A 16,562-nucleotide genomic window follows, 5' to 3' on the forward strand; every position below is an offset into this window, starting at 1 on the left:
CACCGGCGCTAGAGCATCCCGCTCTCAAGTGGAATCACTGGAAGCGGAAAGATGGCCTAGATTCAAAGTACTAGAGCGTCCTTTGTGCGTTCGCTTGAACGCACGGCGCTCTAGGGCGTTGCGTTTGGCTTCAGCTCAAAAGTCAGCTTGTCGATCTTGCCCGTGAAGCGGAAGGGCGTGTCGTAGCGGTATTCCAGCAAGGCGACGCCGGTGCGTGTGTCGAGACCGACGTCAAAGGTCTCATCCTCGGGGAAGGTAACCGGGATGCCGTGGTCGATGCTGTTCGTGGCGACCTCCTGGCCGTCGACCGACAGAACGCCCGTGCCGCCGGCGCCAAGTCCCTTTCCATCCGACTTGAAGTCGAAGACGATCGTGTGTTTGCCGGGTTCGAGTTCCGGTCCCTCCCACATGGTGCGCTTGAGGTCGAGGAGATTGTAGAGGAACACGACCTTCCCACTGCCGACACCGAAGTCTCCCTGGCTGAGGAAGAGGCCGTAACCGCCAAAGCGGCCGCCTTCGGTGACGATCATGCCTTGCGCACCGCCGTCCGGTATCTCGACGTCGGCAGTAATCGTATAGGACTTGTTCAAGGTGCTGGGCGCAGCACTGCCCGGCACACCGCTCAATTCTCCCTGATAGGTGAATTCCGTCCGTCCGGCCGTCAGGTTGGGTCGAGGGGCGTTCCAGCGTGCGAGCGTCGAATTGTCGAGCGGCAGCACGTTGTACTTCTTCGCTTCGGCATAGAAGAGGTCCTGCAATTCCTTGAGCTTGTCAGGCATTTTGGCGGCAAGATCGGTGAACTGCGTCGGGTCTTCGTCGACGTTGTAGAGTTCCCAATTGTAGCCGGTGATCACGTCGGGAGGCGTCTTGGTGCTGAGTTCCCACGGCAGTGTTGCGGGCGTCGTCGCGGCGACCCATCCCTCGTGGTAGATCGCGCGGTTTCCAAGCATCTCGAAGTACTGCGTCTGGTGTTGCGTCGGGGCAGTGGCATTCGCCTTGTCCCATGTGTAGGCCAAGCTGACGCCTTCGATCGGCTCCTGCTTGATGCCGTTGATCGTCTCCGGTTGCGGGATGCCGGCCGCCTCCAGGATCGTCGGCACGATGTCGATGAAATGGTGGAACTGCGCGCGGATGCCGCCCGCGTCGTTGATATGGCCGGGCCAGGACATGACCATGCCCTGCGCCGTCCCGCCGAAATGCGACGGCACCTGCTTTACCCACTTGAACGGTGTCCCCATTGCCCAGGCCCAGCCGGCTGCGAAATGCGGGAATGTCCGCTCCGAACCCCAGAATGGATACCAGAGAAACTGGTCCTTAACCGGAACTTCGACACCGTTGAATGTGGTGAACTCATTCGGTGTGCCGTTGAGCATGCCCTCGGCGCTCGCTCCGTTGTCGCCGCCGATGTAGATGATCAGGGTGTTGTCGAGCTCTCCGAGGTCTTCCACCGCCTGGATGACCCGCCCGATCTCGTTGTCAGCATAGGCAAGGTAGGCGCCGTACACATCGGCCTGCCTGATGAACAGTTTCTTCTGCTCGAAACTGAGCGAATCCCATTGCGGTAAACTGTCGGGCCAAGGCGTGAGCTTCGCGTTCTCAGGCATGATGCCGAGCCGCTTCTGATTGGCGAAGATCGTCTCGCGAACCTTGTTCCAGCCCTCGTCGAAGAGGTGCATGTCGCTGATCTTCTTGATCCATTCGGGCGTCGGGTGGTGCGGCGCATGGGTGGCGCCAGGCACGTAATATACGAGCCAGGGCTTGCCGGGGGCGATCTCGCTCAGTTGCTTGATGTGCTGGATCGCGTCGTCGGCCATGGCCGTTTCCAGGTTCCATTTGGGATTGCCTTCAAACGGATAGATGGCAGTCGTGTTGCGGAACAGGTTCGGTTGCCACTGGCTGGCATCGCCGCCGACGAAGCCGTAGAAATAGTCGAAGCCCATGCCCGTCGGCCACTGGTTGAAGGGCCCCGCCTGGCTCGATTGATAGGACGGCGTGTTGTGGTTCTTGCCGAACCACGCGGTGGCGTAGCCATTTTCCTTGAGGATCGTGCCGATCGTTCCTTTCTCGATGGGAATGATCGAATCGTAACCGGGATACCCGGTAGCGATTTCGCCGACCACGCCGAAACCGACGGAATGGTGATTGCGCCCGGTGATCAGCGCCGCACGGGACGGCGAGCAAAGCGATGTCGAGTGGAAGTTCGTGAAGCGCAACCCCTCTTTGGCGATGCGGTCCATCGCCGGTGTCGGAATGACCCCGCCGAAGGTGCTCGGCGCGCCGAAGCCTTGGTCGTCCGTCATGATGAGCAGCACATTGGGAGCGCCTTTCGGAGGCACGACACGCGGCGTCCACCAGGGCGTCGATTCCGAGGCTTTTTCCTTGATCACGCCGCCAAAAGCCGGACTTGGCGACGGAAGCTGCTTACCCGTAATTGTCGTGGTCGCTCCGGGTGCGCCGAGCGTCCCTGAAACCTGCTGTGCCCATGCGGACGTAAAACCAAGCGCGAAGAAGGCTGCACCCGCAAGCATGCTCTGGCCAATGGTCATGGCGAACACCTCTACTGCAGATCGTTGAATTCTCTCCGAATTAGAACGGTCTAATATACGCATATCACTGCGTGTGGGAAAGGTAAAAGACCGGTCGTAAAACTCGCGCGCGTTAGGTTCAATGTCCCAAGGCGGCTGATGCCGACACAGGCAAACATGAATCACGCAAAAACATGCTCGTTTGAGCGGGACTCACGTATAGCGATGCAAGCATCCCAGCGATCGACGCGGGCGTCGCGTCTTTCGTTGCCTGAACAATTCCGTTCTGGCTGCGTTCATAATTACGAGCGCTAAATGGGACCGACGTTTAGGAGGTGACATACATGAAGAAGATCATTTCAATCAGCCTGCTGCTCGCGTCGCTGATACCGGGCGCAGCACTGATGCCGGGCACAGCACTGGCCCAGGGCGTAGAGCTCTATCTCGATGACGGTGGGCCAAGATATGACGATGGCCGACGCTATTACGACGAGGACTACGGCGACGACTATTATCGCGACCGCTACTATCGCGACCGCCAGTATCGCGATCGCCGCGCCCAGCGCCGCATTTGCACCCCGCAACGCGCTTTGGCTATAGCGCGGGCCGAGGGCTTGCAGGGCGCCAGAGTCGGTCGAACCACCAATCAATGGATCGAAATTAGAGGGTCGCACCGTCGCACGATCGTCTTCGGCCTTCAGCCCAACTGCCCGGTTCGCGGCTACAACAACTGGTAAAATGCATTGCGGGGCTTTCCGTCGACGGTTGGGGCGATCTCCGCCCCAACCCGGCGGCCCGCTATCTCAGGCCCCGCCCCCGGCTGAAAACGGGGGGCCGGCCCGGACGGTGAACCTCGTCAGGCGTTCATGGACGGACGATACTGGCGCTTTTCAAGCACCGTGACAGCGTGAAGGTCTGTGCTCCCTCACGAGGTTTCGGCCTCGCACCCTGTGAACCTCCCAAGCAGTTTTTTTCCCTATTTCCCGCCGGAGCTTTGCCCGGCCGGCTTACAGCCGTTCGTCTCATGGAGATGGCGCGCTGCATCAGGCTGACGAGAGAGCGCACCCTGCGCGGCCAAACGGATCGCCCCCACCCTGCGCCTGGAGCGCTGGCCGGGCGGTCCCATTCGGCATCGACCCTGCGGCGCAAGATTGCGAGCGCCATGCCGCCCCCAACAGATCGACCGTCTCGGCATCTGTGAATTTGCTTCCTAATACCTGCGAACCCGGTCTGCCTACCGGCGATCCACGGGCTGACCTATTTCTCTGTCCACCCTCGACGCAGGCAGGGCCTGCCCCATTGATCAGCAAAGGACAGTGAAATGGCACTCAAGGACATTCTTCCCGGCACGCTCGGCTTCGGCGCCGCACCGCTCGGCAACATGTTCCGCGATATCCCGGAACAGGAGGCGCTCGGCACCGTGGAGGCCGCCTGGGACGACGGCATCCGCTATTTCGACAACGCCCCCTTCTATGGCGCCGGCCTCGCCGAAATCCGCATGGGCGAATCGCTGGCCGGCCGTCCGCGTGACGAATACGTCATCAGCACCAAGGTCGGCCGGGTCATCCTCGACGAGATCGAGGATGTCAGCGCCCGCGATCTCGGGGAAAAGGGCGACGTCTTCCGCTATGGCCGGCCCAACAAGATCGTCAACGACTATTCCTATGACGCGACGCTGCGCTCGATCGAAGACAGCCTGAAGCGCCTGAAGACCGACCGGATCGAGATCGCCTTCGTCCACGACGTCGCCCAGGATTTCTACGGCGACGAATGGCTGGATGTGTTCGAGACCGCCCGCAAGGGGGCGTTCAAGGCGCTTGACCGGCTGCGCGACGAGGGCGTGATCAAGGCCTGGGGCCTCGGCGTCAACCGTGTCGAGCCGATCGAACTGCTGCTCGCGCTCGAAGGCCCCCGCCCCGACGGCTTCCTGCTTGCCGGCCGCTATACCCTGCTCGATCACGACCGCGCCCTGCAGCGCGTCATGCCTGTTGTCGCCGAACGCGGCCTCGGCATCATCGTCGGCGGCCCCTATAGCTCGGGTGCCCTGGTTGGCGGACCGAACTTCGAATATGCCCCGGCCACGCCCGCAATCCTTGCAAAGGTCGCGCGCATCAAGGCGATCGCCGACCGCCACGGCATCAGCATGAAGGCCGCGGGTCTGCAATTCGCGCTCGCCAACCCGGCGGTCGCCGCCGTCATCCCCGGCGCCAGCCAGCCGAGCCGCATTGCGGAAGACCGCGCGGCGCTGAACGAGGTCATTCCCGCCGATTTCTGGCGCGAACTCAGGGCAGCCGGCCTGGTCAATCCCGCCGCTCCCCTGCCGATAGCCTGAGCGAGAGCGTGAACTGTGCCCGCCCGCTATCTTGCGGGCGGGGCAGCCGCTACCGGATCCTCCGCCAGAAAGCGCTGCAGGCGCGGCACGGCAAAATCGAGGAACGCGCGCACGCGCGCCGGCAGATGCTGGGCACCGCGATAGAGCGCATGAATTTCATCAGCCTCGGCAATGGCGCTGTCGGCAAGCACCTCGACGAGTTCTCCGCGGGCGATCGGGCCGCGGACGTGATAGTCGGCGATCCGCCCGATCCCGACGCCTGCCATCGCCATGCGGCGGATGGTTTCGCCGTGATTGGTCAGAAGCGAGCCGCTCAGCATCCGCTCGACGATCCGCCCGCCCTCGCGCATCGGCCAGACGGGGTTTGCCCGGCGAAAATTGAACCCCAGGCAATTATGCCTCAGCAGATCCTCCGGCGTTTTCGGCACGCCCCACCTGGCGAGATAGGCGGGTGAAGCGACGATGCGCCTTTTTGTCGTGCCGATCTTGCGCGCCACCAGATTGGAATCCGGCAGGCGCCCGACCCGGATCGCGACATCGGTCCGTTCGAGATAGAGGTGGACCACCTCGTCGGACAGCGAGAGGTCGATGACGATCTTCGGATAGGCTTCAAAGAAAGCGGGCAGGATCGGCTCCAGCGCCGCCGTGCCGAAGCTGACGGACGAACTCACCCGGATCAGCCCCTCGGGTGCTGCACCTCCTTGGGCGATCTGCTGCTCGGTCTCGTCGAGATCGGCAAGCAGCCTCTGGCTCCGCTCGTAATAGAACGCGCCTTCATCCGTCAAAAGCAGCCGCCGCGTCGAACGCTCGACCAGGCGGATGCCGAGCCGAGCTTCCAGCCGTTGAATGAGCTTGGATACGGTCGACGGCGTCATCATGAGCTGCCGCGCCGCCTCGGAAAAACTGCCGGCCTCGACCACCTGGACAAAGACCATCATCTCGCCTGCGCGGTTATCCATGACGCCACCCGGTTCGAATTCGAAAACCCGCCGTCAGGCTATCGCGGAAACCTCGACCTGTCGCCCTGTCCCGTCATGCCGGTACGAACGGCCGGAGAGCCTCGACCAGTTCGGTGGTGCCGTAGCAAACCTCGCCCTGCGGCTCGATGTCGATCAGCCCGCCTTTGTTGTGCGCGTCGTAGAGATCGACCAGGAGCCCGGCGGTGCTCGCGCTCACAGCCCGCTCAAGCGCCGCCTGCCAATGCTCGCGCCGCACGGCCTGAGCGGTGATCGTGCGGCCCAGCAACTGGCTGAGGGCGCCGGCAACATCCGCGGCACTATAGCGGCGCGGTCCTTCGGCGTGAACGATACGCTCGACCTTTTCCATGCTCGGGCGGCGCAGGAGGTCGGCTGCCGATCGGCCCACATCGCCGGTCGAAACGGCGGCAAATGTCCGCTCGACCGGGTGGTGCAGGCTCGGCAGAATGCCCGTCGCGATCGCCGTGGGGATACTGCGGGCCCAGCCCTCCATATGCTCCGCCGAGCGCAGGAACACCTTGGGCATGGCGAGCTCGCGAAGGCGATCCTCGAAGTGACGGAACACAGTGGGCATGCCGATATCTTCGTCGACATGGGCGCCGTAGTCGGAGATCGCCAGCACGCGTTCCGGCCCTGCGCGCGCAATCGCCTCGGCCATGTTCGCCGTCATCCGGCGCATTTCAGCTCTGGCGTCCTCGGCTCTGAGCGGCGGCGGCAGGATGATCTGCACGGCTTGCGCACCCGCGAATGCCTGACGGAGTGCCGCCGGGTCCTGCAAATCGGCGAGCGCGACGTCACAACCGATCGCGCGCAATTTGTCCGCCCTGGCCGCGTCGCGCAGCACCGCCCTGACCGGCAGGCCCGCCGCGCGCAGTGCCGATGCCGTTGAAAAGCCCACCTTTCCGGCGGCCCCGAGGATAACAAACATGATCTCGTTCCTTGCTGAAGATCGGCAAGTTCTAGGGACCGCGAGGGCCCTCGTCGCACAGATTCGGCCAGGATTTTGCAGCTTCGGTCAGATTTCGGCCGCGCGTCGCATGATCTCGCCAGGCGTCTCGCCCAGAAGCCGGCGCATCGTTGAAGCCATATGGCTTTGATGGGCGAAGCCGGCGGCGACCGCAATCTCGCTCGCCGGCATCATCGTCGTGGTCATCAGCGCACGGGCATGCTCGACGCGGCGGCGGATCACATATTGGTGCACCGGCAGGCCGGTGCTGTTGCGAAAGAGCGTCTTCAGCCGCGTGGCGCTCAAGCCCGCGACCGCGGCAAGGTCGGCAAGATGAAGCCTCTTGTCCAGATGGGTCTCGATGAACTCGGTCAGAACCCGCAATTGCCGCGCCGAGAGTTTCGGTTCGCTCCGCCCTTCCGGCCGTTGCGGTCCGCCCGTCGCGGTCTCGATCAGCCGCACGGCAAGCGCATTGGCAAGAAGGTCGATATAGAGCGGATCGGATGGCGTGTCGGCCTCCAGATCCGCCTTGATCGCCCAGCCGATCGCTTCGAGCCTGGTGTCACGCAGCTGCAATTGCGGCATCAATTCCACCCTGTCGCCATGCCGCCCGAGGTCGGCCGCGACCCGGTCGAGCAGCGATCGCGAGAAACTGAGCCGCAGGATCCGGCAGTCGGCATCATCCTCCCAGGAACCGTCGACGCCGGCCGGAATGATGTCGATATCGCCCGGCTTCTGCACCCGCCGCATGCGCCGACCGCCGCATTGGCAATCGGCGTTGACCGGCGGACCGAAATGCATGCCCAGACGGTGCATCTCGCCGCCCGGCACATGCACCCGGCCGCGCGGAATATGGATGAAGTCGGCCGAAAGCACGTTCCATGCCCGCCCGGCACTGGTGAGCAGGATCTGTGGCGATGGTTGAATGGAAGAAAGTGACATGACCTGCTGCGACCTGGACCTCGGCATGGGGTGGCCATGCTACGTCGCAACAGGCGGCTTAACAACGGCGGGCGCGCAGTTGATCGCCACCTTTGCTTCCGCTGCCAGATCAGGCTTCCGTTGCTCCATCAGAACGGGTTGATATAGTTGGTGATCGCGATCTGGCGCAAAAGCACCCGGCGGATCACATGCGCCGCCTTTACCCGGTCGGTGAATACAGCGGCAACCCCTGCCGCGCCCGCGGGCAGCCTTGCGGCAAAGGCCTCGTCATCCAGCCTGATCCGCACGATGAAGGGTGCGGCCGATACCGCCTCCGGCGCCACCGCCGTGCCGGAGACGCGCGCCTGCCCGGAGGCGATCGCCTGCAGTCAGAGGAACGGGAAGGTCGCAACGCCGAGTTTGCCAACTGACCGTTAGCTGGCATCGGAGGGCGGCGGGCGAGCTTTTGCCCGCTTGTCCTGCTCGCTGGCCCGCCCCCTCATCGCCCTGGTGATCTTGATCAAAGTCAAGGAAATCCCCGCAGCGCCGTGCGATTGTTTCCGTGCAGTAGCTCAGTCTTTCGCGAAGCGGCCGTGCCGCACGGAGGGGAAAGCGATGAGAAACAAGTCTGCCAAATTGATCCTTGCAAGCATTCTGAGCCTTGGCCCGGCGCTCCCGGCAGCCGCACAGGAACATAACGACACCGGCACGCTGGACACGGCCAAGGCCGAAAAGGCTTTTGCCGCCAAGCCGCTCTATTCGCCCTACGCAGGCCGCAATTTTCCGACCCGCCCCCTGTTCGGCGACACGCATCTTCACACCGGAGCCTCATTCGACGCCGGCGCGTTCGGGGCGCGGCTGACGCCGCGCGACGCCTATCGCTTCGCCCGCGGCGAAGAGGTCATGGCGTCGAGCGGCCAGCCCGCCAAGCTGTCGCGCCCGCTCGACTTCCTGGTGGTCTCCGACCACTCCGACAACATGGGCATGTTTCCGGACCTCTTCGCCGGCAAGCCGGAGGTTATCTCCGATCCGCAGGCCAAGACCTGGTACGACATGATCAAGTCGGGCCAGGGCGGCAAGGCGGCGATGGAAATCATCGTCGGGTTCAGCGAGGGCACCCTGCCGCAGTCGATGATCTACGGGCCCGACACCCGCCCCTACAAGAACGCCTGGCAGGACACGATCAAGGCGGCCGAGGAATATAACGAGCCCGGCCGCTTCACCGCCTTCATCGGCTACGAATGGACATCGAACACAGCGGGCAACAACCTGCACCGCAACGTCATCTTCCGCGACAATGCCGACAAGGCGAACGAGGTCTTGCCCTACACGACGCTGAAGCCGCTCGGCAGCGACAATCCGCGCGACCTGTGGAAGTGGATGCAGGCCTACGAGGACAAGACCGGTGGCAGTGTGCTGGCGATCGCCCACAACGGCAACCTGTCCAACGGGCGCATGTTCCCGATGATCGAATCCTTCACCGGCAAGCCGGTGGACAAGGACTATGTCGAGCAACGCGCCCGCTGGGAACGGCTCTATGAGACAACCCAGACCAAGGGCACCGGCGAGGCGCACCCGGCGCTCGCGCCCAATGACGAGTTCGCAAACTTCGAGATCTGGGACTTCGGCAACCTCGATGCCAGCGAGCGCAAGACGCCGGACATGCTCGAATTCGAATATGCGCGCTCGGCGTTCAAGAACGGCCTCAAGCTCGAGGCTCAACTCGGCACCAATCCCTACAAGTTCGGGTTGGTGGGCAGCTCGGACTCGCATACCGGTCTGTCGGCCATGGAGGAAGAGAACTTCTTCGGCAAGACGACCCCCCAGGAACCGAGCCCGGAACGACTGACTGCAACCTTCGTCAAGAACCCTAAGACCAACATAACGGTGATGGACTGGGAGGTCGGGGCGTCTGGCTACGCAGCCGTCTGGGCGGTGGAAAACACCCGCGAGTCAATCTGGGACGCCATGCAGCGCAAGGAGACCTATGCGACAACAGGACCGCGCATGCTCGTGCGCTTCTTCGGCGGCTGGGACTTCGAACCGGCCGATGCCGAAGGCCGCAATCCCGGCGCCATCGGCTATGCCAAGGGCGTGCCCATGGGTGGCGATCTGACGGCGGCGCCTGAGGGCAAGGCACCGACATTTCTCGTTGCCGCGCTCAGGGACCCGATCGGCGCCAATCTCGATCGTTACCAGGTCGTCAAGGGCTGGCTTGACGACAAGGGCGAGACGCACGAACAGGTCTACGATGTCGCCTGGGGCGGAGACCGCAAGCCGGGCCCGGACAGCAAAGTGCCGTCTGTCGGCGATACGGTCGACATCGAGAACGCCACATGGACCAACACCATCGGCGCGCCCGAGCTGATCGCCGTCTGGAAGGACCCGGAGTTCGACCCGAAGCAGAAGGCCTTCTACTACGGCCGCGTCATCGAGATCCCGACGCCCCGGTGGACGGCCTATGACGCCAAGCGTTTCGGGACGAGGCCGCTGGAAGGCACGCGCATGACCGTGACCGAGCGCGCCTACACCTCTCCGATCTGGTACACGCCATAATCCGGGAGATGGATGACCGCATGCGGGCGGACGCACGAAGACCATGCGCCCGCCGCCCTCCGTCAAGCGAGCGAGCACGGCCATGCTGAAACGCATCTTACGAGAGCCGCTGGTCCATTTCCTGGCACTTGCACTTTTGATTTTCGCCGCGCACGGCCTTCTGCGCACCGGCGCCGATGCGCCGGAAAAAATCGTCGTCAGTGCGTCGAAGATCGAGCAGATGGCAAAGGTCTTCACCAAGACCTGGCAGCGCTCGCCGACGGCGGACGAGCTGAAAGGCATGATCGACGACTATGTGAAGGAAGAAATTCTGGTCCGCCAGGCGCTGGAACTCGGGCTCGACCGGGACGACACGGTCGTGCGCCGCCGCCTGCGCCAGAAAATGGAGTTCCTGAACGCCGCCGACGCCGTCCCCGTGACGGTCACCGATCCGGAACTGGAAGCCTATCTCGAGGCCAATCCGGCAACCTTCGCCACCGATGCGAAGCTGGCATTCGAGCAGGTGTTTCTCAATCCCGCCCGGCACGGCGACACGATTGCTGAGGACGCCGCCGCCTTGCTCGCGGAGCTCCGCAGCAACGAAATGGCCGACCCTGCTTCGCTTGGCGATGTCTCCCTGCTTCCCGCGGCAGTTCTGCTCACAAGCAAGGCGGCGATCGACCAGACCTTCGGCGGCGACCTTGCGGACGGGCTCGAAAAGGCTCCGCTCGGTCAGTGGACGGGGCCGATCGCCAGCAGCTTCGGCCTCCATCTGGTCCGGGTGTCCGAGCATGCGCCGGGCCGGGTGCCGCAACTCAAGGACGTCCGCGACGAAGTGGCAAGGGAGTGGGAAAACGCCAAGCGTGCCCAACTTGAGCAGCAACGCTTCGGTGAATTGCTCGCTCGCTACCAGGTGAGCGTCGAAGCCGCCACCGCTGCAGGAGACAACTGATGAGACCGCTTGGCGCGCTTCTCGCCTTGCCGATCCTCCTGCTGCTCGGCGCTTCCGCTATCGCTCATGAGGTTCGGCCGGCATATCTCGACATACGCGAAACGGCGCACGACACCTTCGCCGTTCTCTGGAAGGTGCCGGCGCAGGGCAGGATGCGGCTGGCGCTCGACGCGCATCTGCCAAAACAGTGCATCGAAAGGGCCACGCCGATCCGGTGGTTCGAAGGCAGCGCCTATCTGGAGCGGTGGACCGTCGACTGCGCGGGGGGATTGCGGAATGGCACGATCGTCATCGACGGGCTCAAGGCCACGCTGACCGAAGCACTGGTGCGCATCGAATACGAGAATGGCGGCACCGAGGTTGGGCGCCTCATGCCCGAGGCGCCCACCTTCACTGCGGCCGGCACCCAGCCCAGTCTTGAAGTGGCCCGGACCTATTTCCTGCTCGGCGTCGAGCACATACTCCTGGGTTTCGATCATCTGATCTTCGTGCTCGCGCTCATGTTGCTGATCCATGACCGCTGGATGCTGTTCAAGACGATCACGGCCTTCACCGTCGCCCACAGCATCACGCTTGCCGGAGCGTCGCTCGGCTATTTCAGCCTTCCCCAGAAGCCGGTCGAAGCAACGATCGCCCTCAGCATTGCCTTCGTCGCAAGCGAACTGCTCAAGGCCAGACCGAACGAAGCGCGCCTGTCGGAAACCTATCCCTGGGTCGTCGCCTTCGCCTTCGGCCTGCTGCACGGTTTCGGCTTCTCCGGCGCGCTGAAGGAGATCGGATTACCGCAATCGGATGTGCCGCTGAGCCTCTTGACCTTCAACCTCGGTGTCGAGGCGGGACAGATCATCTTCGTTGCCGCGGCTCTGGCGGTTGCCTGGGCGGGGCGCGCGGTGGTTGGTTACCACGCCGCCTTCGCGCGCCGGGCAATCGCCTACGGCATCGGCACCAGCGCGATGCTCTGGTTCATTCCCAGGATCGCCAGCCTGGCAGCCTGAAGCGCGGCGCTCTTGCGCGACATGCAGCCAAGCAAAGTTCTACAGCGACCTTTGCGCGTCTGATAAGACGCGCGGCGCCGTAGAGCCCGGCAATCGAGTTGAGCCGTCCGCACCACCCCATGAACACCGACATCTGCCCGAAGGGCCGCTCGCCTCACCCCGCCTGCTGCGCCCCATGCGCGTGGATCACCGCATCGGCCTCCTTGCCGTAGAGCTCCTCGAAATGGTCGAAGCTCTTGGAAAAGTAGCCGATCCCCTGCGTGGCCGCCCGCAGTGCCCGGGCGAGATCGTCGAGCGCCGATCCGGGCACCAGTGCGCGAAAGATGTCCCAGCCCTTGGCGGTCTCGTCGCGGTCGAAGCCGAGCACCTGGCCCTTGTAGGTGGAGACAATCGGCACCAGGCTGCCGGAATAGATCGAGGGGATGTGGATCTCGATGCGGATGACCGGCTGCATCAGCACGGCGGAGGCCTGCGACAGCGCCTGGCGCACGCCCATCTTGGCCGCCGCCCGAAAGGCGAAGTCGTTGCTGTCGACCGAATGGTGCTGGCCGTCGGTCAAGGTCACGCCGACATCGATCACCTGAAAGCCGAGCGGGCCTTTCTCCATCGCCTCCCGCGCCCCGGCCTCGATCGCCGGGATGAAGTTGCGCGGCACCGCCCCGCCCTTCACCGTCTCGGCAAAGGAGAAGCCGGTGCCGCGCTCGTTCGGGTGCACGCTGAGCTTGACGTCGGCAAATTGCCCGGCGCCACCCGTCTGCTTGCGGTGGCGATAATGCACGTCGGAGGGTTTCAGCACCGTCTCGCGATAGGTCGGGCTCGGTGGCTTGTCGGTGACGCCGACGTGGAAGACGTCGGCGAGCGTCTTGCAGAGATCGCGCAGGTGCATCGGCCCTTGCACGCAGACGAGCTGGGCGCCGGTTCCCTCCTCCTGCATGACCGCAAGCCCGCGGTCGGTCTCGGCGAGTTTGGCGAGCGTGCCGGAAAGCTTGGTCTCGTCGCGCTCGCTGTCCGGCACCAGGATGCGCTCCAGCATCGGCGTCGGCGGCACCGTCCAGTCCGGCGCCTCGGCCGTGCTATTGCCGGCAAGCAGCGCCGGCACCGGCAGATGCTCGGATTTGACCGCCGCGATGATCGCGCCCGCCTCCGGCGTGGCGTTTGGCAGCGGTTTTCCGGTCGCCGGGTCCTGCAGCGAGCCGAGGCTGCCGCCGCCGAGCGTTGCGCCCTGCTTGATCCCCGATGTCAGCGCCCGCACCAGCACGGTCTTGCCGACATTGGCGCGGTGGTAGGCATGGAAGCTGACAGCCGAAAGGGTGGTTTCGGCAATCGAGCCGGCCGCAGCCAGCCGGTTTCGAAGCGCATCGACAGCGGGCGCCTCATGGCGCAGCGCCTTCATCAGCCGCATGATGCCATTGGCATGGCTCGCCGAGCCGACCAGCACCGGGATGATCCGGTTTTCCTTAAGCAGCCGCGTGGAGATCGCGTAGATCGTGTCGCTTGCCGGTGCCCGATCTTCGATCAGCTCCTCGAGCAGCCAGTCGTCGAACTCGGAGAAATGTTCCAGCAGTTCGGTGCGCGCCTCCTTCTCGCGCTCCATCACCGTATCGGGGATCTCGATCAGCGCCGAGGTCTGGCCTTCGCGGTAGCGCCAGGCGCGCTCGGAGATCAGGTCGCAGGTGCCGACAATCTTGTCGCCTTCGCGGATCGGCACCTGGCGCAGGAGCAGCATGTGGCCGGAATAGTCCTGGAGCGCGGCGATCACGTCACGCAGCCGCGCCCGCGGCTCGTCCATGCGGTTGATGAAGAGAATGCAGGGCGTGCCCGAGGCCTCGATCACCTTGAGATAGGGCGCGGCCAGCACCGCCTCCTCCGGCGCCGGCGAGACGCAGAGCACGCAGGCATCGCTGGCAATCAGCGCATGCTGCGCGTGGCCAAGCGCCTCGGTTCCGCCGGGTGCATCGAGCGCGCACCAGGGTTCGCCGCCAAACTCGAATTCCGTGAGGTTCAGTCCATAGGGCGAAACAGCTTTTCTGGAGGCCCCCTCCAGACCGGCCAGCTTTTCTGCCAGCGTGGTTTTTCCGGTCTGTGAGGGCCCAAGTACCGTGAAGCAGCGCATCGGCGATCCTCCCCTGTCGCGATTGCCAGAAGGCGCCGAGCGTTGCGACGCCCTTACTCTATTAATTCTAGGGCAGCTTTTGCGCTTTCAATGGCTATGCGCAAATTCGGCACAGTTCCGGTGCCCGCTGCGTCGACAATCGGCGTCGCCGGATGCCCATAATCTGATTGTCAATTTAAACCGGTTGTGAAATTATATCATTGTCGAGATCGACAATCGAAAGCGCGGCGCTAGTTCTATCGAAGCGCCATCCATTCATTGGAACCGTCCGAGCCGGAGACCGTCCGCATGTCCCTCACGCTTTACCAGCATCCGCTTGCGTCCTTCTGCCATAAGGTGCTGATCGCGCTTTACGAGAACGATACCCCCTTCAAGAGCAGCCTTGTCGATCTGCTCGATCCTGAGGAAGCGGCCCGCTTTGCAGCACTCTGGCCGGTCGGCAAGATGCCGGTTCTGACCGACAGCGCCCGTAATGTCGTGATGCCCGAAACCTCCATCATCATCGAATATCTCGACCGCCACTATCCCGGCCGCCAGCGGCTGATCCCCGACGATCAGGATACGGCCCTCAAGGCGCGCCTCTGGGATCGCTTCTTCGATCTCTACATCCATGTGCCGATGCAGAAGATCGTCACCGATACGCTGCGTGCATCAGGCGAAAACGACCATCGCGGCGTCACCGACGCCCGCGCTTCCCTTGCCGTTGCCTATGGCATGGCCGACAAGCATTTCACTGAGAACACCTTCGCCGCCGGCGATGCCTTCAGCCTTGCCGATTGCGCGGCCACGCCTGCGCTCTTCTATGGCGGCATCGTCGAGCCCTTCGATGAGAAATACCCGCATCTCGCAGCCTATTTCGAGCGCCTGCTTGAGCGCGCCTCCGTGCGCCGCGTGCTCACCGAAGCGCGGCCTTATTTCCATATGTTTCCCTACCGGAACCTGATGCCCGAGCGGTTTTTCGAGATGTGAGCCAAGCGCTAGAAACACAAGGGGATACAGGGAGATAGAGCGCCTTCGTGAATCGATATGGGAAAGACGCGGTGACGCCTTCCACCGCCCCGTCCGCTCCTGAAAGCGCCAGCATGAGCGAAGCTTGCCCCTCTCCTCGGGGTTAACCCGAGGACTAACCCTCTCCCCGTCTGCGGGGGGAGGGAACGTGCCCCTTCGCAGCGTTGTCGAGCGGAGCCGCCGTCAGAGAAAAATCGAAGATGCTTGCTGTTGAGACGAGCGGTTGCCACATGTCCCTTCTCCCCGCCCGCGGGGAGAAGGTGCCGGCAGGCGGATGAGGGGCTTCCCTCTATAGTCGATGCTACTTCACCTGCGCCGGCGGCGTGCCGATGGGGAAGGCGATGGTGACGAAGCCGGCGGAACCCTCCGGCCGGTTCTTGGCGCCGAATTCCTGGAAAATCTTCAGCGTCAGAGAGACCGGCGTCTCGGCCATCTTGAAATTGTAGCCCATGGTGCCGCCGATTGCGGCGATACGGCCCTTGAAGTCGCCGAGGCTTGCACCGGGACCGCTGTCGCCCGTCACCTGCTGGTAGAAGTAGCCCGCCACGCCGGCGGAGAATTCCTGGCCGAAGTGCCTGGTAACCGCCCATTCCGCGTGGAATTCCGTACCCGTGCGATAGTCCGTCGCCGGGTTCTCGCCGTTGAAGGCGAAGCCCGCGGCACCCGAAAGGTCGAAACCGGCTTCCGGGTTGAACCAGGTGCCGGCAAGGGTGAAGTCGCCTGCCCAGCGATTGAAGGAGAGATTGGCGAGCTCGCCTTTCTGGTAGTCGCCGATCGGCACGTTGAGGCTGGCGTTCGCCGTCCAGTGGAAATCGCCTTCGTGCCAGCCGAGCACGACGCCAACCACCGGGTCGCCGATGGTGAAGATCGAGTCGCTTGCGGAGGCCGAACGGCCGGCCCTCGGCGCTGACAGCGTTGCATCGATGTCGGGGCCGCCGAAAGGCACGATCGCGGTAAAGCCGAGATTGCCGCCTTGCACCTCCTCGGGCATGACCCAGAGGCCGGTGCCGAAGACGCCGATCAGGGTCGCGTCGACTTCGCCGACGATCTGGCCGCCGAGCGGAAGCTGCTTGTTGCCCTTGAGCTCACCGACATAGAAATAGGTGTCGTTCTGAAAGTAGGTTCCGGGCGGTGCGAGAAGGCCGGCCATCGGGCCACGGGCACCGAGCAGATAGAAGCCGGCACCGTTTTCAGCCGCGTTCGCCGTCGAAGGCGCGACCACGCAACACAGGCCGGCAGCGATTGCCTATGCGGACAG

Annotated in this window: 12 protein-coding genes and 1 pseudogene; 6 read left to right on the forward strand and 7 right to left on the reverse strand. The window is 63.7% G+C overall.

Going from position 1 to position 16,562, the window contains the following annotated elements; translation table 11 throughout:
- Nucleotides 1-110: 110 nt before the first annotated feature.
- Complete coding sequence (locus AC070A_RS01450) at nucleotides 111-2,546, reverse strand: arylsulfatase (protein WP_113132233.1); 2,436 nt, start codon at nucleotides 2,544-2,546, stop codon at nucleotides 111-113.
- A 323-nt stretch (nucleotides 2,547-2,869) separates the two neighbouring features.
- Here AC070A_RS01450 and AC070A_RS01455 point away from each other — a divergent pair, with 323 nt between their 5' ends.
- Both AC070A_RS01455 and AC070A_RS01460 read left to right on the forward strand, forming a co-directional pair.
- Nucleotides 2,870-3,262: a hypothetical protein gene (locus AC070A_RS01455; RefSeq protein ID WP_112994450.1), complete on the forward strand. Its 393-nt coding sequence runs from the start codon at nucleotides 2,870-2,872 to the stop codon at nucleotides 3,260-3,262.
- Nucleotides 3,263-3,846: 584 nt separating this feature from the next.
- Entirely contained in the window at nucleotides 3,847-4,857 is a 1,011-nt protein-coding gene (locus AC070A_RS01460) for an aldo/keto reductase (RefSeq protein ID WP_058324842.1), read from the forward strand.
- A 26-nt stretch (nucleotides 4,858-4,883) separates the two neighbouring features.
- Here the strand turns inward: AC070A_RS01460 and AC070A_RS01465 are convergent, their stop codons facing one another.
- The 4 genes and pseudogenes from AC070A_RS01465 to AC070A_RS01480 form a co-directional block, all read right to left on the reverse strand.
- Nucleotides 4,884-5,816, reverse strand: a complete 933-nt coding sequence (locus AC070A_RS01465) for a LysR family transcriptional regulator (RefSeq protein WP_492384641.1) — start codon at nucleotides 5,814-5,816, stop codon at nucleotides 4,884-4,886.
- Between the two features lie 73 nt (nucleotides 5,817-5,889).
- Nucleotides 5,890-6,762 carry an NmrA family NAD(P)-binding protein gene (locus tag AC070A_RS01470; protein ID WP_057253865.1) on the reverse strand — a complete coding sequence of 291 codons (873 nt, stop codon included), beginning with the start codon at nucleotides 6,760-6,762 and terminating at the stop codon, nucleotides 5,890-5,892.
- Nucleotides 6,763-6,849: 87 nt separating this feature from the next.
- Entirely contained in the window at nucleotides 6,850-7,722 is an 873-nt protein-coding gene (locus AC070A_RS01475) for a helix-turn-helix transcriptional regulator (RefSeq protein WP_057253863.1), read from the reverse strand.
- Between the two features lie 128 nt (nucleotides 7,723-7,850).
- A pseudogene (locus AC070A_RS01480) lies at nucleotides 7,851-8,090 on the reverse strand (efflux transporter periplasmic adaptor subunit); the annotation flags it as partial.
- Between the two features lie 226 nt (nucleotides 8,091-8,316).
- On the opposite strand from AC070A_RS01480, the gene AC070A_RS01485 reads away from it, so the two are divergent.
- The 3 genes from AC070A_RS01485 (at nucleotide 8,317) to AC070A_RS01495 (ending at nucleotide 12,183) form a co-directional block, all read left to right on the forward strand.
- Complete coding sequence (locus AC070A_RS01485; protein WP_057253858.1) at nucleotides 8,317-10,257, forward strand: DUF3604 domain-containing protein; 1,941 nt, start codon at nucleotides 8,317-8,319, stop codon at nucleotides 10,255-10,257.
- Between the two features lie 82 nt (nucleotides 10,258-10,339).
- Complete coding sequence (locus AC070A_RS01490; protein WP_112994530.1) at nucleotides 10,340-11,188, forward strand: peptidyl-prolyl cis-trans isomerase; 849 nt, start codon at nucleotides 10,340-10,342, stop codon at nucleotides 11,186-11,188.
- Complete coding sequence (locus tag AC070A_RS01495; protein ID WP_112994453.1) at nucleotides 11,188-12,183, forward strand: HupE/UreJ family protein; 996 nt, start codon at nucleotides 11,188-11,190, stop codon at nucleotides 12,181-12,183. The genes AC070A_RS01490 and AC070A_RS01495 overlap by 1 nt, the downstream gene beginning before the upstream one ends.
- A 154-nt stretch (nucleotides 12,184-12,337) precedes the next feature.
- Here AC070A_RS01495 and AC070A_RS01500 read toward each other — a convergent pair whose 3' ends face one another.
- Nucleotides 12,338-14,296 carry an elongation factor G gene (locus AC070A_RS01500; RefSeq protein WP_112994454.1) on the reverse strand — a complete coding sequence of 653 codons (1,959 nt, stop codon included), beginning with the start codon at nucleotides 14,294-14,296 and terminating at the stop codon, nucleotides 12,338-12,340.
- Nucleotides 14,297-14,584: 288 nt separating this feature from the next.
- Here AC070A_RS01500 and AC070A_RS01505 point away from each other — a divergent pair, with 288 nt between their 5' ends.
- On the forward strand, nucleotides 14,585-15,265 hold the full coding sequence (locus AC070A_RS01505) for a glutathione S-transferase family protein (RefSeq protein WP_057253852.1): 681 nt from the start codon (nucleotides 14,585-14,587) through the stop codon (nucleotides 15,263-15,265).
- A gap of 340 nt (nucleotides 15,266-15,605) precedes the next feature.
- Here the strand turns inward: AC070A_RS01505 and AC070A_RS01510 are convergent, their stop codons facing one another.
- The gene (locus AC070A_RS01510; RefSeq protein ID WP_309140278.1) at nucleotides 15,606-16,526 is read right to left on the reverse strand and encodes a SphA family protein; all 921 of its coding nucleotides are present in this window, start codon (nucleotides 16,524-16,526) and stop codon (nucleotides 15,606-15,608) included.
- Between the last annotated feature and the right edge of the window lie 36 nt (nucleotides 16,527-16,562).

It is taken from the genome of Ensifer sp. GW101-20A05 (assembly GCF_059424735.1).

What these genes read in the sequence shown, in the direction of transcription:
- AC070A_RS01450 (WP_113132233.1), bottom strand. Translation starts at nt 2,546, where the DNA reads ATGACCATTGGCCAGAGCATGCTTGCGGGTGCAGCCTTCTTCGCGCTT.
- AC070A_RS01455 (WP_112994450.1), top strand. Translation starts at nt 2,870, where the DNA reads ATGAAGAAGATCATTTCAATCAGCCTGCTGCTCGCGTCGCTGATACCG.
- AC070A_RS01460 (WP_058324842.1), top strand. Translation starts at nt 3,847, where the DNA reads ATGGCACTCAAGGACATTCTTCCCGGCACGCTCGGCTTCGGCGCCGCA.
- AC070A_RS01465 (WP_492384641.1), bottom strand. Translation starts at nt 5,816, where the DNA reads ATGGATAACCGCGCAGGCGAGATGATGGTCTTTGTCCAGGTGGTCGAG.
- AC070A_RS01470 (WP_057253865.1), bottom strand. Translation starts at nt 6,762, where the DNA reads ATGTTTGTTATCCTCGGGGCCGCCGGAAAGGTGGGCTTTTCAACGGCA.
- AC070A_RS01475 (WP_057253863.1), bottom strand. Translation starts at nt 7,722, where the DNA reads ATGTCACTTTCTTCCATTCAACCATCGCCACAGATCCTGCTCACCAGT.
- AC070A_RS01485 (WP_057253858.1), top strand. Translation starts at nt 8,317, where the DNA reads ATGAGAAACAAGTCTGCCAAATTGATCCTTGCAAGCATTCTGAGCCTT.
- AC070A_RS01490 (WP_112994530.1), top strand. Translation starts at nt 10,340, where the DNA reads ATGCTGAAACGCATCTTACGAGAGCCGCTGGTCCATTTCCTGGCACTT.
- AC070A_RS01495 (WP_112994453.1), top strand. Translation starts at nt 11,188, where the DNA reads ATGAGACCGCTTGGCGCGCTTCTCGCCTTGCCGATCCTCCTGCTGCTC.
- AC070A_RS01500 (WP_112994454.1), bottom strand. Translation starts at nt 14,296, where the DNA reads ATGCGCTGCTTCACGGTACTTGGGCCCTCACAGACCGGAAAAACCACG.
- AC070A_RS01505 (WP_057253852.1), top strand. Translation starts at nt 14,585, where the DNA reads ATGTCCCTCACGCTTTACCAGCATCCGCTTGCGTCCTTCTGCCATAAG.